The organism is Peribacillus huizhouensis, assembly GCF_014138605.1.
GTDB lineage: Bacteria > Bacillota > Bacilli > Bacillales > DSM-1321 > Peribacillus > Peribacillus huizhouensis.
In genome coordinates this window covers 596,257-615,957 of record NZ_JACJHX010000001.1, presented here as the reverse complement: position 1 = coordinate 615,957, position 19,701 = coordinate 596,257, and the positions used below count along the sequence as shown (strand labels likewise).

The window sequence follows — 19,701 nt, the reverse complement described above, 5'->3', positions numbered from 1 at the left end:
GCAAACAACTAGTGGGGGATGAAGAAAGCCCCTACCGATGGAGTTTCACTTTATTTCAATGCACCTTGTGTTAGACCTTTTTGCAATTGCTTTTGCCCGAGGAATAACAATAGTAAGGTTGGAATGATTACAACGATTACACCTGCCATTACCACCCCCCAATCGGTAGCTGTTTCTTGTGTTTGTAGCTGTTTTAACCCAATTTGCACTGTTCTGACAGAATCATTGGTAGTAACTAGCAAGGGCCAAAGATATTGATTCCAAGTTGATAAAAACGAATAGACTCCAAGTGTCACTAAGCTAGTTTTTGAGACAGGAAGAACTACTTTGATAAAAAACTGAACGGTATTCAGTCCTGCAATTTGTGAAGCTTCATGAAGCTCCTTTGGAATGGTTAAGAAGTTTTGCCTTAGCAGGAAGGTTCCAAAGGCTGCTGCAAAAAATGGAAATGTTAGTCCTTGATATGTATTGAACCAGTCTAGCTTCAAAATGGTTATGAAGTTAGGAATCATAGTTGCTTCCCAAGGAATCATCATTGTTGAAATAAAAAGAAAGAAAATGAAGTTTCTTCCTTTAAACTGAATGAATACGAACGCATAAGCGGCCATAGAACAGACGATGAGCTGCCCAATCATGACACTTGTAGATACAATAAAACTATTCAATAAGTATTTCAAAAGTGGTAGACGGTCAAAGACTTTTAAGTAATTTTCCAAATGGAAGGCCGCTGGAAAAAACTTACCGTGCAGAATTTCATCGCTTGACATGAAAGAAATCATGAATGCATAGAGAATCGGAAAAAACAACAAGAAAGCAGAAAAGAACAAAAGAAGGTAAAGTAAAAGTTTGTTTCGTATATTCATTGATAATGCACCTTCTTTTCACCGAGCTTGAATTGCAAAATCGTCAATAGTAACACACAGATAAAGAGGACAACCGCCTGGGCACTTGCTGTACCAAATTGATAGTTTATGAATGCATCTTTATAAATGCTATACACAATTAGATTAGTGGATTCAGATGGTCCGCCTTTTGTTAAAATATCGATTTGTCCGAACGTTTGGAATGAATTAATTAGTGAAATCGTAATGATAAAGAAAAGGGTAGGCGAAAGCATTGGAATGGTGATTCTACGTAATTGATACCAGTAGCTCGCCCCGTCAATCCTGGCACTTTCATATAAATGCTCATCTATATTTTGCAATCCGCCAAGAATGATTAAAAATGAAAAACCAAGATTTAACCAAATCGTTGAAACAGAGACAGAAAATAGAGCCCAATCAGGATCTAGAAGCCACTGAATCTCCGCAATGCCAAATAGGTTTAAGACACGATTGAACATCCCGGTGCTCGGATGGAATAAAAATAACCAGACAACAGATGATGCAGCAACGGAAATTCCCATAGTAGATGAATAAATTACGCGAAAGAACCCAATTCCTCGTAATTTTTCATTGGCCATTAATGCCAGAAATAGTGCAATAATAATCCCTGCTGGCACGGTGTAAAGAACAAATAATAAAGTAGCTTTAATGCTTTTATGAAAGCTTTGTGAGGTTAGTAAATCCTGATAGTTATCAAGGCCAACGAACAAGGCTGCTTCACCTTGCTGATCGGTAAGGAAAAAACTTAAATAAATCGTTTTAAACATCGGATAAAAAATGAATACAGAAAACAATAAAATAGAAGGAAGTAAATATAAGAAAGCGACTCTTGCTTTTTGCGTCTGCTTCCACAAACTTGTTTTTGGGTTGAGGGAGAGGTTTGGTGTATCATGAAGTGCTAGTTTCATATCATGACCTCTTGCTCGATAATATGTCGCTCTATTTTCGCCGGCGCCTTTATTAGCCCGCCTGTTTTTTTATCGAATAGACAGATTGAATTATAATCGATTTCGATAGGGACGATATCATTTACAGACAACCGCCATTGACCGTTCCATTTGGCTAACCATTCTTTTCCACCTAAATGAAAGGCGAAAATAGTTTCAGTTCCAAGCACTTCTACGTTTATAACCTGAACTTGCATTTTAATTGTATTGGTTAATCTATTAGAAGAATGTAAGATATGTTCAGGACGAATGCCCACGGTAAGCTGCCTGTTCCTCACTGCTGGTTGATCCTCTGGTTTGATAAAAAACCTTAGGTGATTATTAATATTAATTTCTCCAGTTTTCCAATTATTTGTGCATGAAACGAGGTTCATCGGTGGTGAGCCAATAAATGTAGCGACAAAAGGATTGGCCGGGCGGTTATAGATGTCAATCGGTTTGCCGATTTGTTGAATTTCTCCATTATGTAAAATCATCATCCGATCACCCATTGTCATCGCTTCAACTTGATCATGAGTGACATAGATCATTGTAATACCTAAGTGGCGCTGAATCTGCCGAATCTCAGATCGCATATGTGCTCGCAGCTTTGCATCTAGATTGGATAATGGTTCATCCATAAGACAAATCGGTGACTGGTTGACAATTGCTCTTGCTAAAGCAACGCGTTGTCGTTGTCCACCGGAGAGTTCGCGAGGCTTTCGTTGTAAATAACTCCCTAGTCCCAGCATGTCAGCGGCTTCACTGCACCGTTTTTTGCGTTCGGACTTTGATATCTTTTTTACATGTAAACCAAAGATAATGTTCTCTTCAACCGATAAGTGTGGATAGAGAGCATAATTTTGAAAGACCATTGAGAGATCTCGTTTGCTAGGAGGAAGATCGTTTATTTCTTTTTCACCGATTTTAATCACACCATCAGTAATATCCTCAAGTCCAGCAATCATTCGTAAAATGGTACTCTTACCACAACCAGATGGTCCAACAAGAACAAAAAACTCCCCAGGTTCAATCGTGACACTAATACTCGAGATGACATCTTGCTTCCGATCATAAGTTTTTGAAATGTTTAGAAGTTCTACTTTTTTCAACAATCTCAACTCCTTCACTTTAAATACCAGTGTAAGAAAAGAATATGAAGAAGGTGTAAATATTTTGAAAATAATAGGTAAAATATAGAATGTGGATTATAATTGTGAAAATTCAACACAATTGAATGATTTAGTGCTGAATATGGTGAGAAGGGGCAAAGTGGAATGCGCAAAACGAAAACAGGAGTATTGGTTATTTTGTTCATAGCCGTATTTCTACTAATAAGTTCCGATGAAGAACAAAACGAAGCTGTCTTGAACTCGTTTATTGTAATTGGCCATCGCGGAGCATCAGGCTATGCACCTGAGCACACGATTCTCTCTTATGAATTGGCGTTAAAGCTAGGTGCGGATTATTTGGAAATCGATTTACAGATGACGAAAGATGGAAAGTTAGTTGCGATGCATGATAATTTTGTTGATCGGACAACAAATGGTAAAGGAAAAGTATCATCCTATACACTCGCAGAACTTCAAGAACTTGATGCAGGGTCGTGGTTTAATAAAAAACATAAAAAGTTTGCTGATTCAGTTTACGAAAATTTGAAGGTGCCTACATTGGAGGAAATATTTGACGCTTTTGGGGAGACAGCCAATTACTATATCGAAACGAAGAATCCTGCTAAGTATCCTGGAATGGAAAAAGAATTACTAAAATTATTAACTGAGCATGGTTTAATTGGGTCAAATGCTACAAAAGGTAAAGTAATCATTCAATCATTTAGTGAAAAAAGTCTTCGAAAAATTCATATAAGTAATCCAGATATTCCGCTCATACAATTAATAAAATATAAAGGCAGAGCAAACGTCTCAAATAGTCAAATTAAGAAATGGAAAGAGTATGCAAGTGGGATAGGACCGAATTATCGAATGATTGATGAACACTACATCCATACGGTTAGAAAGGCTGGCTTGTGGATTCATCCGTATACAATTGATAACCATGAGGATATGAAAAGATTAATTGGCTATGGCATTACAGGTGCTTTTACTGATTTGGCTGATCAGCTAGTCCAGGCAAGCAAAGAGGTACCAACACCGACAAATTATGAATAAAAGTAGGCAACATAGTAAAAGCCATATAAGAGGTTGTACAATAGTCAGATAAAAAAGCTTGCGAATTGCATCAAAGCTCATGAATGTTCCTCTGTTAAAATTGCGAACTTCCTCTGCGCAACACAGAGCCCGTAAAAGCCCGATTAGTTGAACCAATCGGGTTCGAGTTGCTTTATCGTTCGTAGCAGAGCGGAGATATTCGACACTAGAACGGGACTAACACTCAGTGGGGGATGAAGAAAACCCCACTGAGTGAAGTTTTACTTTATCTTCCTTTGCGAACACGCACTATAAGAAGCTTTTTTTAATTAGATTTGTTGTGAAAAGTTGAAAGGAACTGTTGAATGGATAGAATCCATGTCCAACGGGTTCCGATGATCCACCCTAAAATAGAATAACCTCGTTAAAAAGAGTACTAAAGCCCTGGTAGACACATACAGGGCATTTTTTATTAGTTCTTACGGATCCCAATCTTCCGACCAGCCTCATTAGGCATGGGGTGGAACTGATAATCGTTTGCCATATTTTCAATCCGGTTTTTGATAGTTATTGGAAATGGGGCAGGGCGCCCTTCGGTCATATCCATTCCCATCAACATTTGCTCACTTGTTGCTAAGCGGTCACCTTTGTCATTTACCATAACGAAAAACACATGTAGTCGTTTTAAGTCGTAGTCTAACAATTGGATTGTGACATGAAGGCCTTGACCTTCATGTGCCTCTTTTATATAACAGAGATGTGTTTCTAATGTATAAATTGAAAAGTGATATTGATTACGGAAGTCAACATCGATTCCTAACTCTATCATTAGACGATCAACTGCCATGCTAAATACAATTGCATAAGCAGAATCGGTCATATGTCCGTTATAGTCAATCCAATCATTTCTGACGATGTCTTTTAGTAGTGGTTTTACGGTTTGAGACATTTCAAATACTCCTTTATTAGACATTAGATAGTTAGCTTTTGTTGTAGTCATTATCAGAAAAAGCTTGTTATGCTCCATTCCTGACCAGTTAAGAGATAAGAAGTTTCTATTTTTTTTATACTCTCCCGCTTAAGTTTGCACCTGGCCAATATTTTTCTAGTAGTTGAAGGAGTTCAATCAGAAAATGATCGCGACGTTGTTCAAGTTGAGATATTGAACGTCCAGCTGTTTGTTGTTGACAGCCAGCCACAACTTGGTTAGTTAGCTCCTCCGTTAATTCAGGTGCAACGAGTTTTGTCCAAGGGAGTTTTAATGCAGGTCCAAATTGCTCGAGCATATGTTTCATCCCTTGTTCACCGCCAGCAAGGTGCAGCGTTAAGAAAGGACCCATTAATGCCCAGCGTAACCCAGGACCATAAATAATTGCCGCGTCTACTTCTTCTGTTGTAGCGATGCCATCATTTACAAGATGTAATGCTTCACGCCATATTGCTTCCATAAGACGGTCTGCAACATGACCTTCGATTTCGTTAGAGATAACAAGAGGTTTCATCTTGATTGATTCATAAAAATACACTGCCCGATTTATTACGTCAGAGGAAGTTTTTTTCCCACCAACAATTTCTACAAGTGGCACTAAATATACGGGATTGAACGGATGAGCAACAATGACGCGTTCAGGTTTTTTGCATTTTTCCTGTAATGTGCTAGGCATAATACCGGATGTACTTGATGCAATGATCGCATCGGATTTTGCATGTTGATCGATCGTTTGTATTAGTGTTTGTTTTAATTCTATGCGTTCTGGTGCGTTTTCTTGAATGAGATCTGCGTTTAAAACGGCCTTTGTAAGATTTGGTTCAAATGTAAGTCGATCTTTTGAAGCTTCGGCAGCTAACCCTTTTTTCAAAAGAGCTGGCCAAGCTTTATCGATTGCTGTTCGCATTCGTGACTCAGCAGATTTTGCTGGATCTGTTGCGATTACGTCATATCCTTGAGCAAGAAAACGAGCAATCCAACCATTCCCGATAACTCCAGTACCAACAACGGTTACTTGTTTGATCAACTTTGAATCCATATTATTCAGCCTTTCCGTGAGGGTTATTTAATTTGAGGTGTATTCTTGCTTCTTGTGGTGTCATCGGCTTTGTACCAAGACCATCCATGAATGTGACAACTTTGTCTACTAACTGGCTATTTGTTGCAAATACCCCTTTATCAAGGTAAAGATTGTCTTCAAGACCAACGCGGACATTACCACCAAGCAGCATGGTTTGAATCGCTATTGGCATTTGATAGCGTCCGATCCCAAATGCAGACCAGTGAGCATTTTTTGGAAGTTTATCTCGCATGTATAGTATTGTTTCGGCATCAGCGTCAGCTCCCCATGGGATACCTAGGCAAAATTGAAACATAGGGTCCCCGTCAATAAGACCTTCATCCATTAATTGTTTAGCAAAGCGAAGATGCCCAGTATCAAAGCATTCCAATTCTGGCTTAACACCACTTTGCTGAATGAGACGAGCTTGTTTACGAAGCCAATCAGTTGGGCTTATATAAAGTTGATCGCCAAAGTTAAGGCTACCACAGTCAAGTGTGCAAATCTCAGGTAATAATGTAGCAACAGGTTCATGTCGTTCCTCAGGTGTTTGAATATCAGTTCCTGGCCCACCGACTGCGGGGTTTTCTTGGCTAGGAATCCAGTCTCCACCACCACCTGCTGTAATATTAAGAATGACATCTGTATCGGATTCACGGACTCGTTCCACCACTTCACGAAAAAGTTGCGGGTCATGACTTAGAGCACCGGTTTTTGGATCGCGGACATGAATATGGGCGATTGTTGCTCCAGCTTTTGCTGATTCAATCGCAGCAATTGCAATTTCCTTTGGCGTGATTGGAACATGTGAGCTCTTTTTGGTTGTATCTCCTGCACCTGTTACTGCGGATGTTACAATTACTTTTTTCCTCATATTAATCCTCCTGTCCTTCTATTTAAAAACTTTCACTTGTAGAGGTTGTTCAAATAGTGCGGTAATAAAGCTTGCGAATTGTATCATCACACATGAAAGACCTTCTGTTAAAATCTCGCACGTCCTATGCAAGTCCAGTCCTCACGTATTATTGTATACGCGTAGACAATCGCTCTCAGAACTACTCTGCTCTTTTTATCTTCCTTTTCGAATCCGCACTTGTACAAAAAAAAGAAAATGGCCAGTGTTTCACCATTTTCTTTTATAGATAAGGAGTCAGAACTCACTTACCTTATTATTAAATTCAAAATAGTTCGTATTAAGACAGCATGGGCAACAAGTGTTGAGTTTGCTATTAATCCACCACTAATTGGGTTCGGATCACAAGTATATTTAACTTTTCGTTCATTTTAGAAATGAATTATGGTTTTGGAACATACTTGAAGATTTCCCCGCTATCAAAGAATTCAACTAAGCTTGTTAACCAATTGTAATAATCCAACCATTCCTTAGTTTCTTTAAGTAAATCATTGATTTTTAGTTCTATTTCTTCCGTTAAAGATTCATTCTCGAGAATGGCCTTTAATTCGGTTGCTAGTTTTTTTTCGAACAGTTTATTTTTTTTTATGGACTTTTGCCAGTTGGAAGTGAATAACGATACAAAGGTTTGGTAATAGTCTTGCTCAACATTATAAAGGTCTTTACGGACGCCTTTTTCAAAGACTTTTTCCGCAATATTAAGATCTAGCATTTCACGAACCACTTGGCTCATGCGCGTTTTACTCATTCCTGTTGCTTCTGATAATTCATCAAGGGTCATTGCTTTTCTATTCATATAGATAATGCCAAGCACTCGACCAACTGTTGCTGAGACCCCGAAAGTGTGCATATTATCCGCGATTTTTTCGACAAATTGATCTTCCGCATGTTTAATTTTACTAAAATGTTTTTCAGCCACAAGGATCCTCCTTCCAATTGCCAGTTGCATATGTCACTGTATCACATTTGAGTAAAACTGGAAAATTAGTATTTGGAAGGAAATGAACCGATTGTCGAGCATTTATAAGGAATGTATTGCTTAAACTTTGTGTAGTAATAAATTTACGTAAATTTCGTGCAATTTGTAAAATTTATAAACTTTTTAATTTACAAACTTTACTTTACACTTAAGAGGTTACTAAAATTTTTTCACGGTTAGGTACTTACATTAAATAAATTGATGTAAGGAAAATAATGGAGGTGTGTTACATTTGCTGAAATTCGACCATGTTTCAAAAATGTATAAGGGAGGAAAAAAGGCAGTTAACAATTTGTCCTTAGAGTTTAAAAAAGGAGAATTTATTGTTTTTATTGGACCAAGTGGCTGTGGTAAAACGACAACAATGAAAATGATTAACCGCTTAATCGAACCTTCTGAAGGAAGCATTTACATTAATGGGGAAAACATTTTAGAGAAAGATCCAGTACAACTTAGACGAGAAATTGGGTATGTGATTCAACAAATCGGACTATTCCCTCATATGACTATTCAAGAAAATATTTCACTTGTTCCCAAGTTGTTGAAATGGCCGGAAGAAAAACGTCGTACACGTGCAAGAGAGTTGTTAGAGCTTGTTGATATGACACCAGAATACTTAGAGCGATTTCCACATGAACTAAGTGGTGGGCAACAACAACGGATTGGTGTGCTACGAGCATTAGCAGCTGATCAGTCACTCATTTTAATGGATGAGCCATTTGGTGCATTAGATCCTATTACAAGAGATTCGTTACAGGAAGAGTTCAAGAAATTGCAACAAAAACTAGGAAAAACAATTGTGTTCGTTACTCATGATATGGACGAAGCCCTTAAATTAGCTGATCAAATTGTTATATTACGAGATGGTCAATTGGTGCAGGTAGGTACTCCTGATGAAATATTACGAAATCCTGCAAATGATTTTGTTGAAGAGTTTATTGGGAAGGAACGGTTAGTTCAAGCTAGACCTAATATTCAAACAGTTGGGCAAGTAATGAACCCAAATCCAGTTACTGTGACAGAGGACAAAACGTTATCTGAAGCCATTCAAATAATGAAGCATCATAGGGTAGATGCTTTGTTGGTGATTGATGAAAAGCAGGTACTTAAAGGGTATATTGATGTTGAAATTATTGATCAAACCCGTAAAAAAGCGACACATGTTGGTGATGTTCTGGTAAGAGAATTACTAACAGTTGATAAAGATACACTTGTTCGTGATACAATTCGAAAAATCTTGAAAAAAGGGATGAAATATGTTCCTGTGATTGATCAAAAACAACGTCTTGTTGGGATTGTTACTAGGGCAAGTCTTGTTGATATTGTCTATGATTCTATTTGGGGCGAAGAAGAGAGTATACAATAATTGAAAGGAGGGAGAAGTGATGGATCGTATTATTGAATTTTTTACTAATTATGGCGGCGAAATGTTATTTAAAACTTGGGAACATTTATATATTTCATTAATTGCGGCACTATTAGGGATCATTGTAGCTGTTCCACTTGGGGTTGCACTAACTCGTTTTCCAAAAAGTGCAGGCTTTGTGATGGGGATTTTAGGCATTATTCAAACGTTTCCGAGTTTTGCAATCTTAGCCTTTTTTATTCCAATTCTAGGTGTTGGTAAAGTTCCAGCGATTATCGCTTTATTCTTCTATTCAGTCTTACCTATCTTGAGGAACACATATACAGGTGTCAATGGTGTTAAACGAAGTTTGCTAGAAGCAGGACGAGGGATGGGTATGACTGGATGGGAACGTATCCGCTACGTTGAAGTGCCATTAGCTATTCCGATTATTATGGCAGGTATTCGTTTGTCCACTGTATATTTAATAGGTTGGGCAACTTTAGCAGCTTATATAGGAGCTGGTGGACTAGGTGATTACATTTTTAGTGGACTTAACTTATACCAAGCCGAATTCATTGTTGCTGGAGCGGTTCCGGTTACTATTTTAGCTTTATTGGTTGATCTTCTTTTAGGTCGTATTGAAGAAAAAGTAACACCTAAAGGAATTAGAAAAATGAAAGAAGCTGTTTAGGAAGGGGGAGCATGAAACTTGTTAAAAATATATAAGAGTTTACTAGTTGCATTAGTCTCTTTGACTGTTTTCATTAGTGGTTGTTCTCTTCCAGGCTTGAGTGGGCCGGCTAAGAATACGGTTGCTGTCGGGACGTTGGGTACATCAGAATCACAGATTATGGGGAACATTGTTCGCCTTATGATTGAACATTACACGGATGTCCACGTAGAAATGGTCAATAATTTAGGTTCATCGATCGTCCAACATAAGGCGATGATGAACGGGGATGTTGATATTACTGCGACACGTTATACAGGGACAGACTTAGCAGGTGCGTTAGGAATGGAGCCGGTAAAAGATCCACAGGAAGCTCTTGAAATTGTGCAACGTGAATTTGAAGAACGATTTGATCAAACATGGTTTGATTCATATGGGTTTGCTAACTCTTATGCATTTACGGTTACGAGAGAATTGGCTGAAAAAGAAAATTTAAACACAGTATCAGATTTAAAAGCATTTGCTTCTGAGTTGAAGTTAGGTGTAGATAATTCCTGGTTGAAACGAAAAGGAGATGGCTATGAGGGTTTCGTCTTAGAGTATGGATTTGAATTTGGCAAAACGTATCCGATGCAGATTGGTTTAGTTTATCAAGCTGCAGCGAATAAAAAGATGGATGTTGTGCTTGCATATACGACAGATGGCCGTATTAAGGCATTTGATTTAAAAGTATTAGAGGACGATAAGTACTTTTTTCCACCATATGATACGTCAGTCGTTGCGAGAAATGATGTATTAGACAAACACCCTGGTCTTCGAGACATCCTCCAAAAACTAGCAGGTGCAATTGATACAGAAAAAATGCAAGAGTTGAACTATGCTGCTGATGGAGAAATGAAGGAACCATTAATCATTGCAAAAGATTTTTTGGAAGAACACAATTACTTTGAATAATTAGGGGGTGACTATCGATGGAAACGATACAGGAGGTTTTATATTATTATTCTCAAAACGCAGGATATGTATGGGAACAATTTTACCGACATTTTTTAATGGCTGCTTATGGTGTTATCTTAGCAGCGTTCATCGCAATACCTGTTGGAATCTTAATTGCTCGATACCATAAGTTAAGTATCTGGGTAATGTCGCTAGCAAATATTATTCAAACGATCCCAGCATTGGCAATGTTAGCTGTACTCATGTTGGTAATGGGACTTGGAACGAATACAGTTGTGTTTGCCCTGTTTCTCTATTCTCTTTTACCAATTATTAAAAACACGTATACAGGCATTCAAAATGTTGATCATGCTTTACTAGAGTCCGGGAAAGCGATGGGGATGACCAAGTTACAAGTGTTACGAATGGTTGAGCTACCGCTTGCTTTGTCAGTTATTATGGCAGGCTTACGAACTGCGTTAGTTATTACAATAGGTATTGCCACCATTGGTACGTTCATTGGTGCCGGCGGATTAGGGGATATCATTTTACGGGGTACAAATGCTACAGATGGGACAGCAATTATTTTAGCAGGTGCAATTCCTACCGCATTGATGGCTGTTATCGCTGATGTTGTGATGGGTTGGATTGAACGAAAGTTATCACCAATGAAAAAGAGAAAAGGTACCGTAAAGCTAGTTGAAGAGCCTGTAGTATAGAATTTCCATTATTTGGACCAAAGAGGATTCAGTATCGATAGTTTTGGTTCGAAAAATTTCTGTAGTTCTAGCCTTGTTCCACTCCTAATTGGAGTTGGATTTGTAGTAAAAATCTAGATTTTCTTTATTTTAGATGGTGGCTTTATAATGCCTTAACGTTTGGTTTGGTATAAAAGAAATCCATCTGGAATAATCTTCGGATGGATTTTCAGTTAAATTATTATTTGCACTTAGTAAGAAAAGAGGAGGAGTTCATGTGTCTATAGTACAAATTTTACTAGAGAAAGATGTTCCTTGTACGTTGCGGGACGGTACTGTTTTATATGCAGACATTTATCGTCCTAATATGGATGGAACTTTTCCGATTTTGCTGACCCGACTGCCTTATAATAAAGATTTGCCTATGTATTCGCACCGGTATCTCGATACAAATCGAATGGTGCAGAATGGATATGTAGTCATTGTTCAGGATGTCAGAGGACGCTTTGCATCTGAAGGTGAATTTGTCCCATTTTTGTACGAAGCGGAAGATGGATATGACACTGTGGAATGGGCGGCAGAACTCCCTTTTTCAAATGGAAGAGTGGGGATGTTTGGTTTATCCTATTACGGCTTTACGCAGTTGTTGGCTGCTACGGAACGACCACCACATTTACATGCGATCGCTCCTGCCATGACGTTATATGACTGGCGTGAGAACACAGTAGAAACGGGTGGGAAGTTCTTAGTCGGTTCTTCAGAAACATGGGCACTTGAATCAATAGCACCAGATCAGATTAATCGAAAATATAAAGACCCGAAACAGCATGCTGAGATGATGGCAAAAATGGCGGAACATTACAATCGGATAGAAGAATGGTATCTTTACAAGCCGATTCAGGATTGGCCACCACTTAAAGAGCTAGGTGTAGCTGACTTCTTCTATGATCTTGTTGGTGATAAATGGAGTGAGGATCAATGGGATCGAGTGAATATTACAAACAAATATCACAATATCGAAGTTCCGGCATATCATATTGCTGGCTGGTATGATAACTTTTTACAAGCAACGATTCAAAATTATACCAAGTTGAGTGAAATGATGGATTCCGATCAACGATTAATCATTGGTCCATGGGGACATGGTTTATTTAGTTCTATACTAGGTGAAAGGTCTTTTGGCATTCATGCATCTGGCGATTGGATTGATCAAAAAGAAGACCTGACTAATTTACATATCCGATGGTTTGATCATTGGTTAAAAGACAAGAATTCGGCTTTGTTTGAAGAAGCACCGATTAAATTGTTTGTTATGGGAATTAATAAGTGGCGTAGTGAAAATGACTGGCCGTTAGCTCGAACAAAATATACTCCTTTTTATTTACATAGTGGGGGCGGAGCAAATACTCGTTTCGGCGATGGATTTTTAAGTTGTGAAAAACCAGAAAAGGAACCAGTCGATACATTTATGTATGATCCTGCAAATCCAGTTCCATCGAATGGGGGAGGAACTTTGTTTGCAGGGGTTAACACGTTGGGACCGCTTGATCAACGAGAAATTGAAAGAAGAGATGATGTATTAGTTTATACATCAGAGCCTTTAGAGCGAGCACTGGAAGTGACAGGGCCAATTAAAGTGATTCTTTGGGCAAAAACAGATGCAGCGGACACTGATTTTACCGCAAAATTAATCGACGTTATGCCAGATGGAAAAGCGTATAATTTAACAGATGGTATTGTTCGTGCGATGTATCGAAATGGACGGAAGCAGGAAGAAGCTTTAAATGAAGAAGTCGTACAATATGAGATAGACTTATGGGCAACAAGTAACGTGTTCCTACCTGGCCACCAAATAAGAGTGGAGATTTCGTCTAGTAACTTTCCACGCTTCGATGTAAATTTTAACAATGGTACAACCACGCTGGACGGCACAAAGTATACCACGGCTAATCAAACCATATATCACAATGTGGAATACCCGTCACATATTTTGTTACCGGTCATCCCAAGCAACAAAAACTAAAATAATATCAAAAGAGGGTGTCTCAAAAAGGTCTGACTTTGCACTCTATATCAGTATGTAGTGTTTCATACACGTAGCTTATATTGTATTAACATTTTGTGGGGGCTGCGCCTTTTGTTAGTCAGGTGGAATTGGTAAATAGTGAAGTAGCGAAAAGTAACCATTGCGCTGATAATGTTTGTTTATGGGTGTCTGGTAAAAGAGTGTTTGAAGCACAGATAAAAATTACCTGTAAAAAAGAACGATTAGCGGATGAGTTCTAACCAAACAAAGAGGGTGACCATATGGTCACCCTCTTTGTTTGGTTAGCTTTTTCCGTTGATAAGTTGATAGCACAACTCCTCCCACAATGAATAGGGATCCTAATAATTCTACACTTGTAATTGGTTTGGATAGTAAAATGAATCCTGTAACCATGGCGACAAAAGGCTCTAAATTAGACAATATCGAGGCCTTTGAAGCATCAACATGTCGAATGTTGTTATTCCAAATAAGTGTGGCTATCCCATGCACAATAACAGCTGTTCCGATTAATAGAGCCCAATCAGATATTTCAAAACTAATCTGAATAGGATCGTCTAATGAAAAAGCAAATGGGATCGATATAATAAATCCTACAAGATTTGAATATAAAGTAATCGTAAGAGGGTCTACTCTTTGAGAGAGTACTCTCGTCATAATGATCATAATTGCGAAAGTAATCATCGTTACAACGATCCATAGTAAACCATTATCAATGTGAATCGTTGATAAAATTCCTTTCGTTACAACAAAAAAAATGCCGATGATTGCAAGAATGGATCCCATTAACATGCGAATTGTTAATCTCTCTTTTAAAAATATAGCGGCTAAAAAGCTAGTTAAAATAGGAGTAGTAGCTAAAATTAATGCAGATGTGGTTGGATCAGCTGTTTGTAATCCTACAAAAAAAGACCATTGATTAATAAATACACCAATAACCCCGAGAACAAAAAGCCAAATTAAATCTGCCCTATTCACGCGTATAAAAGCCTTTTTAAACAAAGATAAGCCAATTAAAACTAGCACAATAAACAATAGTCTCAGCATAGTTAGCATAGTTGGAGAGAAATCTTGAACTAATATTTTTCCAAAGACAAAATTACTTCCCCATACGACAACACATACAATGAGCCAAGAGTAAGCCTTTAACATCTAAATCATCACCGTTCCTATAACAAAATTCCATTGGTCTATTATAAACGTAGTTGCTAGTTCCGTATACAAAATTGTCCAGTTGGATTTGATTTGTAAAATTGTGATTATTATTAAAGCTTATTTTCAACTTTTTTCAGTTGGACAATTATGGGTAGCTTATACTTCTGATCATATTAAAGTGAGCATTATTTTCGTTTATATCCTGTATTTACTGGTGGTAGTACCTTCACTTCATCTTTTGGTAGAGGATCGAGACAAAAGAGATAGTTAATAACAAAAGCCCAATAGATAGAAGTTTCACTTTATAAAAAAATTGATTAAAATCCCCAACAATGTTTTTTGTACTCCATCATTAAATAAAGGGATAGATGAATTTGTAAATTAGGGATGGATGAAAATGGCGAAAAGATATCGAGGGAAAACATTAAGTAAACTCCCTTCAAAAGGGAGAGGGGTCTGTCCATTATGTGGCAGGAAAAGAATAAAGTTATTATACTCTCATAAAACTGAAACAAAAAACATTATTCAAGTATGTAAAAACTGTCGAAATAAATAAATTCATAAAGGTTGCTTCGGCGCCTTTTTTTTATGAAGGACATGGGGACGGGGCTTAGCAAAGTCAGATGAGCTCATCTACCTTCATAAGGTGATACAATTTATGTAACCTTTTTCAGCGTTGGACTATAGAGCAGACGCTCAAGGATGTTTTTATCATTTAGGCTCTGTTAAAGGTTGATGTTGAAAATTGATACCTTTCAAGCAATTGTTTATAATAAGAACAAACATTCTTATTGGAGGGTTCAAAGATGAATAAAGCGTTTAGCAATTTATTAAAACATATCGATAAATTATCATATACAGATAAAGAACGAGTGTTTCAATGGGTGAAACGCTATGTTGAACCTTCCTCAACTGTTGATGGTCGCCTAATCGATGAAATGCGTGAAGTACGTTATAAAGAAGGTTTCGAGTGCCCTCATTGTACTTCGGAACATATTAATAGATTCGGTAAAGTTAATGGTTGCCAACGATATCGCTACAAGACTTGTCGTAAAACATTTATGGATACTACAAATACAATTCTTTACCGCACTCGAAAAGGTAATGAATGGATTACTTTTGTTGAATGTATGTTTAAAGGATATTCCCTGCGAAAATCAGCAGAAATTGTGGGAGTTACTTGGGTTACATTATTCTATTGGAGACATAAGTTGTTATCGGCTCTTAAACAAATGGATTTTGAACAATTTGATGGTATCGTTGAAGTTGACGAGACCTATTTTTTGTATTCTCAAAAAGGTCAACGTGGCATTAGTGAACGTAAACCACGTAAGCGAGGCGGCAAATCTAAGCACAGAGGGATAAGCAAGGAACAAGTCTGTGTTCTAGTTGCTAGAGACCGAACTAAAGCAACTGTTTCAAAGGTAGCTTGTATGGGGCGTGTTGTAAAAACCAAAGTTGACGGTATGATAGGCTCTAAACTAACACCTGATAATGTACTTGTAACGGACGCTTGGAGAGCCTATAAAACGTATGCAAACGAAAAAGGGATAGAACACTACCGCATTAAATCAGACGATGGGAAACACGTTATCAAAGGTTTATATCATAACCTAAATGTAAACGGACTTCATTCACGTTTAAAATATTGGATAAATCGTTTTAAAGGGGTAGCTACTAAATATCTTGATAATTACCTTGCTTGGTTTTTATTTGTAGATAGTCATAGTAACGAGAGCACAAAACACAATATCAAAGAGTTTCTTTTGACATCGTTTGTTTTTGATATGACAGAAACATTCCACAGTCTGTGTTTGTCAAAATTTAACATACAATAAAAATTTTATAATTGAAAAACTTAAAATCAAAACAAGTAATGAAAAAGGTGAGTAGAAATGAATTTCGGCAAACAATGTTCGGTCAAGTTACAGGAGTTAGTGGGAGGACATAAGCGTTTTGAGGATTTATATTTCACTTTAGTTGAAATTAAAAAATTACCTAAAATACTACAAAGTTTTAAAGATGTAGAAGGTTTGATAATTACCCCATATCACATTACAGATAACTCGATTATGGAGGTTTATTGGTGTGAACTTATTATTGAAATAGTGGATAATGTACAAGATAAATTTATCGAGCTACTAAGTGAGGCTGGTAAAACTAATTTAGAAGAAATAGAAACTGAATATATCGAGCAATGGGATTATACTCATTATCCAATTCTAAAAGATGATAAAAAGGGAATTATTGAAAGTTTAGAACGCTACATATCTTATATGGAAAGTAGGGAAATTGCTTTGCGAGAAGAATACGATATACCTAATCATAATGAACAAGGTATATTTTATAGCGTCTGGTAGAGAATTTGTTAACAAACTATCAGGAATACATAAAATACATTGGAACACCTTGTATTTTATGTATTCCTTTTATTTTTTTATCTAATTATCAACATTAAAGTTTAACACAGCCATCATTTAAAGATACATATGATAATGGAGCTATGTTCAATAAAAAAGGAGATAACCCAAGAAGGGCCAGACCCCGCAATAACTAAATACAGTAAAAGATAAGTGTATGAGACACTACTTACTGATTTAGAGTGCGAGGTCAGACCCTTATGAGACACTTGTATTATCTGACTGCTTCTTGTACTTGATTTACTCAGAGGCTGGTCTGATGCGTTGTTCCGTTTCGACATCGAAGAAATGAGCTTTGTTCATATCAAGAGCCATTTCCAAATTATCGCCTGCTTGAACGATGGTACGTGCATCAACTCGTGCAACGAAGTCTTGACCGCCTAGTGAAGAGTAAAGCATGAACTCAGCCCCCATTAACTCAGATACTTCAATGTGAGCATTGATTTTTGTTGCTGGAGAAGATTCGATGAACAATGGCTCATCGTGGAAGTCCTCAGGGCGAATTCCTAAAATGATATCTTTTCCGACATAGCCTTGATCACGCAGAAGCTTCATTTTGCCTTCAGGAATTGCAATAGATTGATCGCCAATTTTTACAATACCATTTTCTAGTTTACCGTTTAAGAAGTTCATGGCAGGAGAACCGATGAAACCGCCTACAAAAACATTTTCAGGTTTTTCATACACATCTTTTGGTGCACCAACTTGTTGAATGATTCCGTCTTTCATAACGACAAGGCGTGTAGCCATCGTCATTGCTTCAGTTTGATCATGGGTAACATAAATCGTCGTTGTGTTTAAGCGTTTGTGCAATTTAGCAATTTCGGCACGCATTTGCACACGAAGCTTCGCGTCAAGGTTCGACAAAGGTTCATCCATCAAGAATACTTTTGCATCACGGACGATTGCGCGGCCAAGGGCAACACGTTGACGTTGACCACCAGATAGAGCTTTTGGTTTACGGTCTAGGTATACTTCAAGGCCGAGAATTTTTGCCGCTTCTTTCACGCGTTGATCAATTTCAGCCTTTGGCATTTTACGAAGTTTTAGCCCAAATGCCATGTTATCATATACAGTCATATGTGGATACAATGCATAGTTTTGGAAAACCATCGCGATATCACGGTCTTTAGGTGGAACATCATTCACACGTTTTCCATCAATGTAGAAATCACCTTTTGATATTTCTTCAAGTCCTGCAATCATACGTAATGTTGTCGATTTACCACAACCGGAAGGTCCTACGAATACGATAAATTCCTTATCTTCAATTTGTAGATTGAAATCTTCTACTGCGGTTACTTTATTATCATAGATTTTAAAAATATGTTCTAATTGTAATTCAGCCATTTAACTAACCTCCCAAATCTCTTGTCTATGAAACTATTATATTGAAAGCGTATTCAAATCGAAATGGACAGGGTGCACAAAAATGATAGCGTGTTTTTATGCAAGGTGCCATATATTTAAAATTCTGATAACAAGATAAGCAAATAAGCGGGTAATGCATGATTAAAGGCTCGTACATCAAGGCCCGTTTTATCGATAAATTTATCAATACGATATTGTAGACTATTACGATGAATATAAAGTGTTTTCGCCGCTAGACTTGCATTCGAATTACATTCAATATACGTCTTTACTGTTCCAATTAGTTCTTTATCTAGCAATGTTTCACCGAGTAATTGAGTGATAAACCATTTTTTTTCGTCTTCTTGCATACCTTTTAGAAAAATAAAAGGAAGTAAATCAGCAAGAACGATCATTTTCTGATTTTGAATAAGTTTTTTTGTTTTAAGATAGTATTTCTTTTCCATTTCATAATGAGAGGCTAATTCATTATCTACTAAATGAAAACAGCCTAGGAAAATTTCAATCTTTGTATAAAAATCACTTTCTAGTGTTTGAAGCATGGCTATTAGTTCTTCTTTTTTTAGACAATCTCCTGTGTTACCTTCAATTAAAGTACCAGAATTATCTCCCGTCCAAATTAATACTGCACTTGAAGAAACGAATGACAATAGTGCTTGTTCAAAATCACGATAGGAAAAATCATTATGATCAAAGTGGAAATGGGTGAAACGCACATGTTCCCAGCGTGTTTTGGGTAATATACCATTTTTGTGTAGCAAAAATTCACTCCAAGACAGTTTGGTGAAAGTATCATTTCTACCGTCGAATGAATCAGTATGAAATAAGAGACTGAGAAGGTTTATTTCTGCAGGTGTAATGGCTGTTTTCGGTATCCCGATTTCAAAGCCCGTATCATCTCTAAACCACAAGTATTGTTCTACATTAGACACTTCCTGCTTATGAGAAACCGAATTTGGAAATTTGTTAAGTAATTTTTCTAACATCATAGACTGCCTTTCTTGTTTGTATTACTGGGAATTTTCATTATCCCAGTTTAACAGGATGTAATAAAACTCCTACAATAAGGTGAGGGATAACTGCAAGCGAATTCTCGATTTGAGATGCAGTGAAACTTACTTTATGGTTTTCGATGGTAAGGTTTTCGCCCTCTGGATGTAAG

Annotated in this window: 19 protein-coding genes; 9 read left to right on the top strand and 10 right to left on the bottom strand. The window is 37.3% G+C overall.

Annotation, left to right across the window (positions count from 1 at the left end; translation table 11 throughout):
• Window positions 1-50: 50 nt before the first annotated feature.
• Genes HNP81_RS02845 through HNP81_RS02835 form a run of 3 tightly spaced genes read right to left on the bottom strand, consistent with a single transcriptional unit; the run spans window position 51 to window position 2,922 of the window.
• On the bottom strand, window positions 51-863 hold the full coding sequence (locus tag HNP81_RS02845; protein WP_028393254.1) for a carbohydrate ABC transporter permease: 813 nt from the start codon (window positions 861-863) through the stop codon (window positions 51-53).
• Window positions 860-1,792 (bottom strand): carbohydrate ABC transporter permease, encoded by a 933-nt coding sequence (locus tag HNP81_RS02840; RefSeq protein ID WP_182501479.1) that lies wholly within the window; start codon window positions 1,790-1,792, stop codon window positions 860-862. Before HNP81_RS02840 ends, HNP81_RS02845 begins: the two co-directional genes overlap by 4 nt.
• A complete protein-coding gene (locus HNP81_RS02835; protein ID WP_182501478.1) occupies window positions 1,789-2,922 on the bottom strand; it encodes an ABC transporter ATP-binding protein in 1,134 nt (377 codons plus the stop codon). Before HNP81_RS02835 ends, HNP81_RS02840 begins: the two co-directional genes overlap by 4 nt.
• A gap of 165 nt (window positions 2,923-3,087) precedes the next feature.
• On the opposite strand from HNP81_RS02835, the gene HNP81_RS02830 reads away from it, so the two are divergent.
• Window positions 3,088-3,978, top strand: a complete 891-nt coding sequence (locus HNP81_RS02830) for a glycerophosphodiester phosphodiesterase (RefSeq protein WP_182501477.1) — start codon at window positions 3,088-3,090, stop codon at window positions 3,976-3,978.
• A 451-nt stretch (window positions 3,979-4,429) separates the two neighbouring features.
• Here HNP81_RS02830 and HNP81_RS02825 read toward each other — a convergent pair whose 3' ends face one another.
• From HNP81_RS02825 to HNP81_RS02810, 4 genes are all read right to left on the bottom strand, one after another.
• Window positions 4,430-4,906 carry a thioesterase family protein gene (locus HNP81_RS02825; RefSeq protein WP_182501476.1) on the bottom strand — a complete coding sequence of 159 codons (477 nt, stop codon included), beginning with the start codon at window positions 4,904-4,906 and terminating at the stop codon, window positions 4,430-4,432.
• A gap of 115 nt (window positions 4,907-5,021) precedes the next feature.
• A complete protein-coding gene (locus HNP81_RS02820; protein WP_182501475.1) occupies window positions 5,022-5,984 on the bottom strand; it encodes an L-carnitine dehydrogenase in 963 nt (320 codons plus the stop codon).
• Window position 5,985: 1 nt separating this feature from the next.
• Window positions 5,986-6,879, bottom strand: a complete 894-nt coding sequence (locus tag HNP81_RS02815) for a beta-keto acid cleavage family enzyme (protein ID WP_182501474.1) — start codon at window positions 6,877-6,879, stop codon at window positions 5,986-5,988.
• Between the two features lie 421 nt (window positions 6,880-7,300).
• Entirely contained in the window at window positions 7,301-7,867 is a 567-nt protein-coding gene (locus HNP81_RS02810; RefSeq protein WP_051405066.1) for a GbsR/MarR family transcriptional regulator, read from the bottom strand.
• A 262-nt stretch (window positions 7,868-8,129) separates the two neighbouring features.
• On the opposite strand from HNP81_RS02810, the gene HNP81_RS02805 reads away from it, so the two are divergent.
• The 5 genes from HNP81_RS02805 (at window position 8,130) to HNP81_RS02785 (ending at window position 13,572) form a co-directional block, all read left to right on the top strand.
• On the top strand, window positions 8,130-9,263 hold the full coding sequence (locus tag HNP81_RS02805) for a betaine/proline/choline family ABC transporter ATP-binding protein (RefSeq protein WP_182501473.1): 1,134 nt from the start codon (window positions 8,130-8,132) through the stop codon (window positions 9,261-9,263).
• A 19-nt stretch (window positions 9,264-9,282) separates the two neighbouring features.
• On the top strand, window positions 9,283-9,936 hold the full coding sequence (locus tag HNP81_RS02800; protein ID WP_182501472.1) for an ABC transporter permease: 654 nt from the start codon (window positions 9,283-9,285) through the stop codon (window positions 9,934-9,936).
• A gap of 18 nt (window positions 9,937-9,954) precedes the next feature.
• Window positions 9,955-10,869 (top strand): osmoprotectant ABC transporter substrate-binding protein, encoded by a 915-nt coding sequence (locus HNP81_RS02795; protein ID WP_051405065.1) that lies wholly within the window; start codon window positions 9,955-9,957, stop codon window positions 10,867-10,869.
• A gap of 17 nt (window positions 10,870-10,886) precedes the next feature.
• Window positions 10,887-11,570, top strand: a complete 684-nt coding sequence (locus HNP81_RS02790; protein WP_028393244.1) for an ABC transporter permease — start codon at window positions 10,887-10,889, stop codon at window positions 11,568-11,570.
• 256 nt (window positions 11,571-11,826) lie between these two features.
• Window positions 11,827-13,572: a CocE/NonD family hydrolase gene (locus HNP81_RS02785; protein ID WP_182501471.1), complete on the top strand. Its 1,746-nt coding sequence runs from the start codon at window positions 11,827-11,829 to the stop codon at window positions 13,570-13,572.
• A gap of 288 nt (window positions 13,573-13,860) precedes the next feature.
• Here the strand turns inward: HNP81_RS02785 and HNP81_RS02780 are convergent, their stop codons facing one another.
• Window positions 13,861-14,745, bottom strand: a complete 885-nt coding sequence (locus tag HNP81_RS02780) for a DMT family transporter (protein WP_182501470.1) — start codon at window positions 14,743-14,745, stop codon at window positions 13,861-13,863.
• 394 nt (window positions 14,746-15,139) lie between these two features.
• Here HNP81_RS02780 and HNP81_RS24895 point away from each other — a divergent pair, with 394 nt between their 5' ends.
• From HNP81_RS24895 to HNP81_RS02770, 3 genes are all read left to right on the top strand, one after another.
• The gene (locus tag HNP81_RS24895) at window positions 15,140-15,304 is read left to right on the top strand and encodes a hypothetical protein (protein ID WP_512698945.1); all 165 of its coding nucleotides are present in this window, start codon (window positions 15,140-15,142) and stop codon (window positions 15,302-15,304) included.
• Window positions 15,305-15,554: 250 nt separating this feature from the next.
• On the top strand, window positions 15,555-16,586 hold the full coding sequence (locus tag HNP81_RS02775; RefSeq protein WP_182501469.1) for an IS1595 family transposase: 1,032 nt from the start codon (window positions 15,555-15,557) through the stop codon (window positions 16,584-16,586).
• Between the two features lie 57 nt (window positions 16,587-16,643).
• The gene (locus tag HNP81_RS02770) at window positions 16,644-17,108 is read left to right on the top strand and encodes a hypothetical protein (RefSeq protein ID WP_182501468.1); all 465 of its coding nucleotides are present in this window, start codon (window positions 16,644-16,646) and stop codon (window positions 17,106-17,108) included.
• A gap of 300 nt (window positions 17,109-17,408) precedes the next feature.
• Here the strand turns inward: HNP81_RS02770 and HNP81_RS02765 are convergent, their stop codons facing one another.
• Both HNP81_RS02765 and HNP81_RS02760 read right to left on the bottom strand, forming a co-directional pair.
• Window positions 17,409-18,518 (bottom strand): oligosaccharide ABC transporter ATP-binding protein MsmX, encoded by a 1,110-nt coding sequence (locus HNP81_RS02765; protein WP_028393241.1) that lies wholly within the window; start codon window positions 18,516-18,518, stop codon window positions 17,409-17,411.
• Window positions 18,519-18,634: 116 nt separating this feature from the next.
• Window positions 18,635-19,528 (bottom strand): PucR family transcriptional regulator, encoded by an 894-nt coding sequence (locus tag HNP81_RS02760; RefSeq protein WP_182501467.1) that lies wholly within the window; start codon window positions 19,526-19,528, stop codon window positions 18,635-18,637.
• Window positions 19,529-19,701 lie beyond the last annotated feature (173 nt).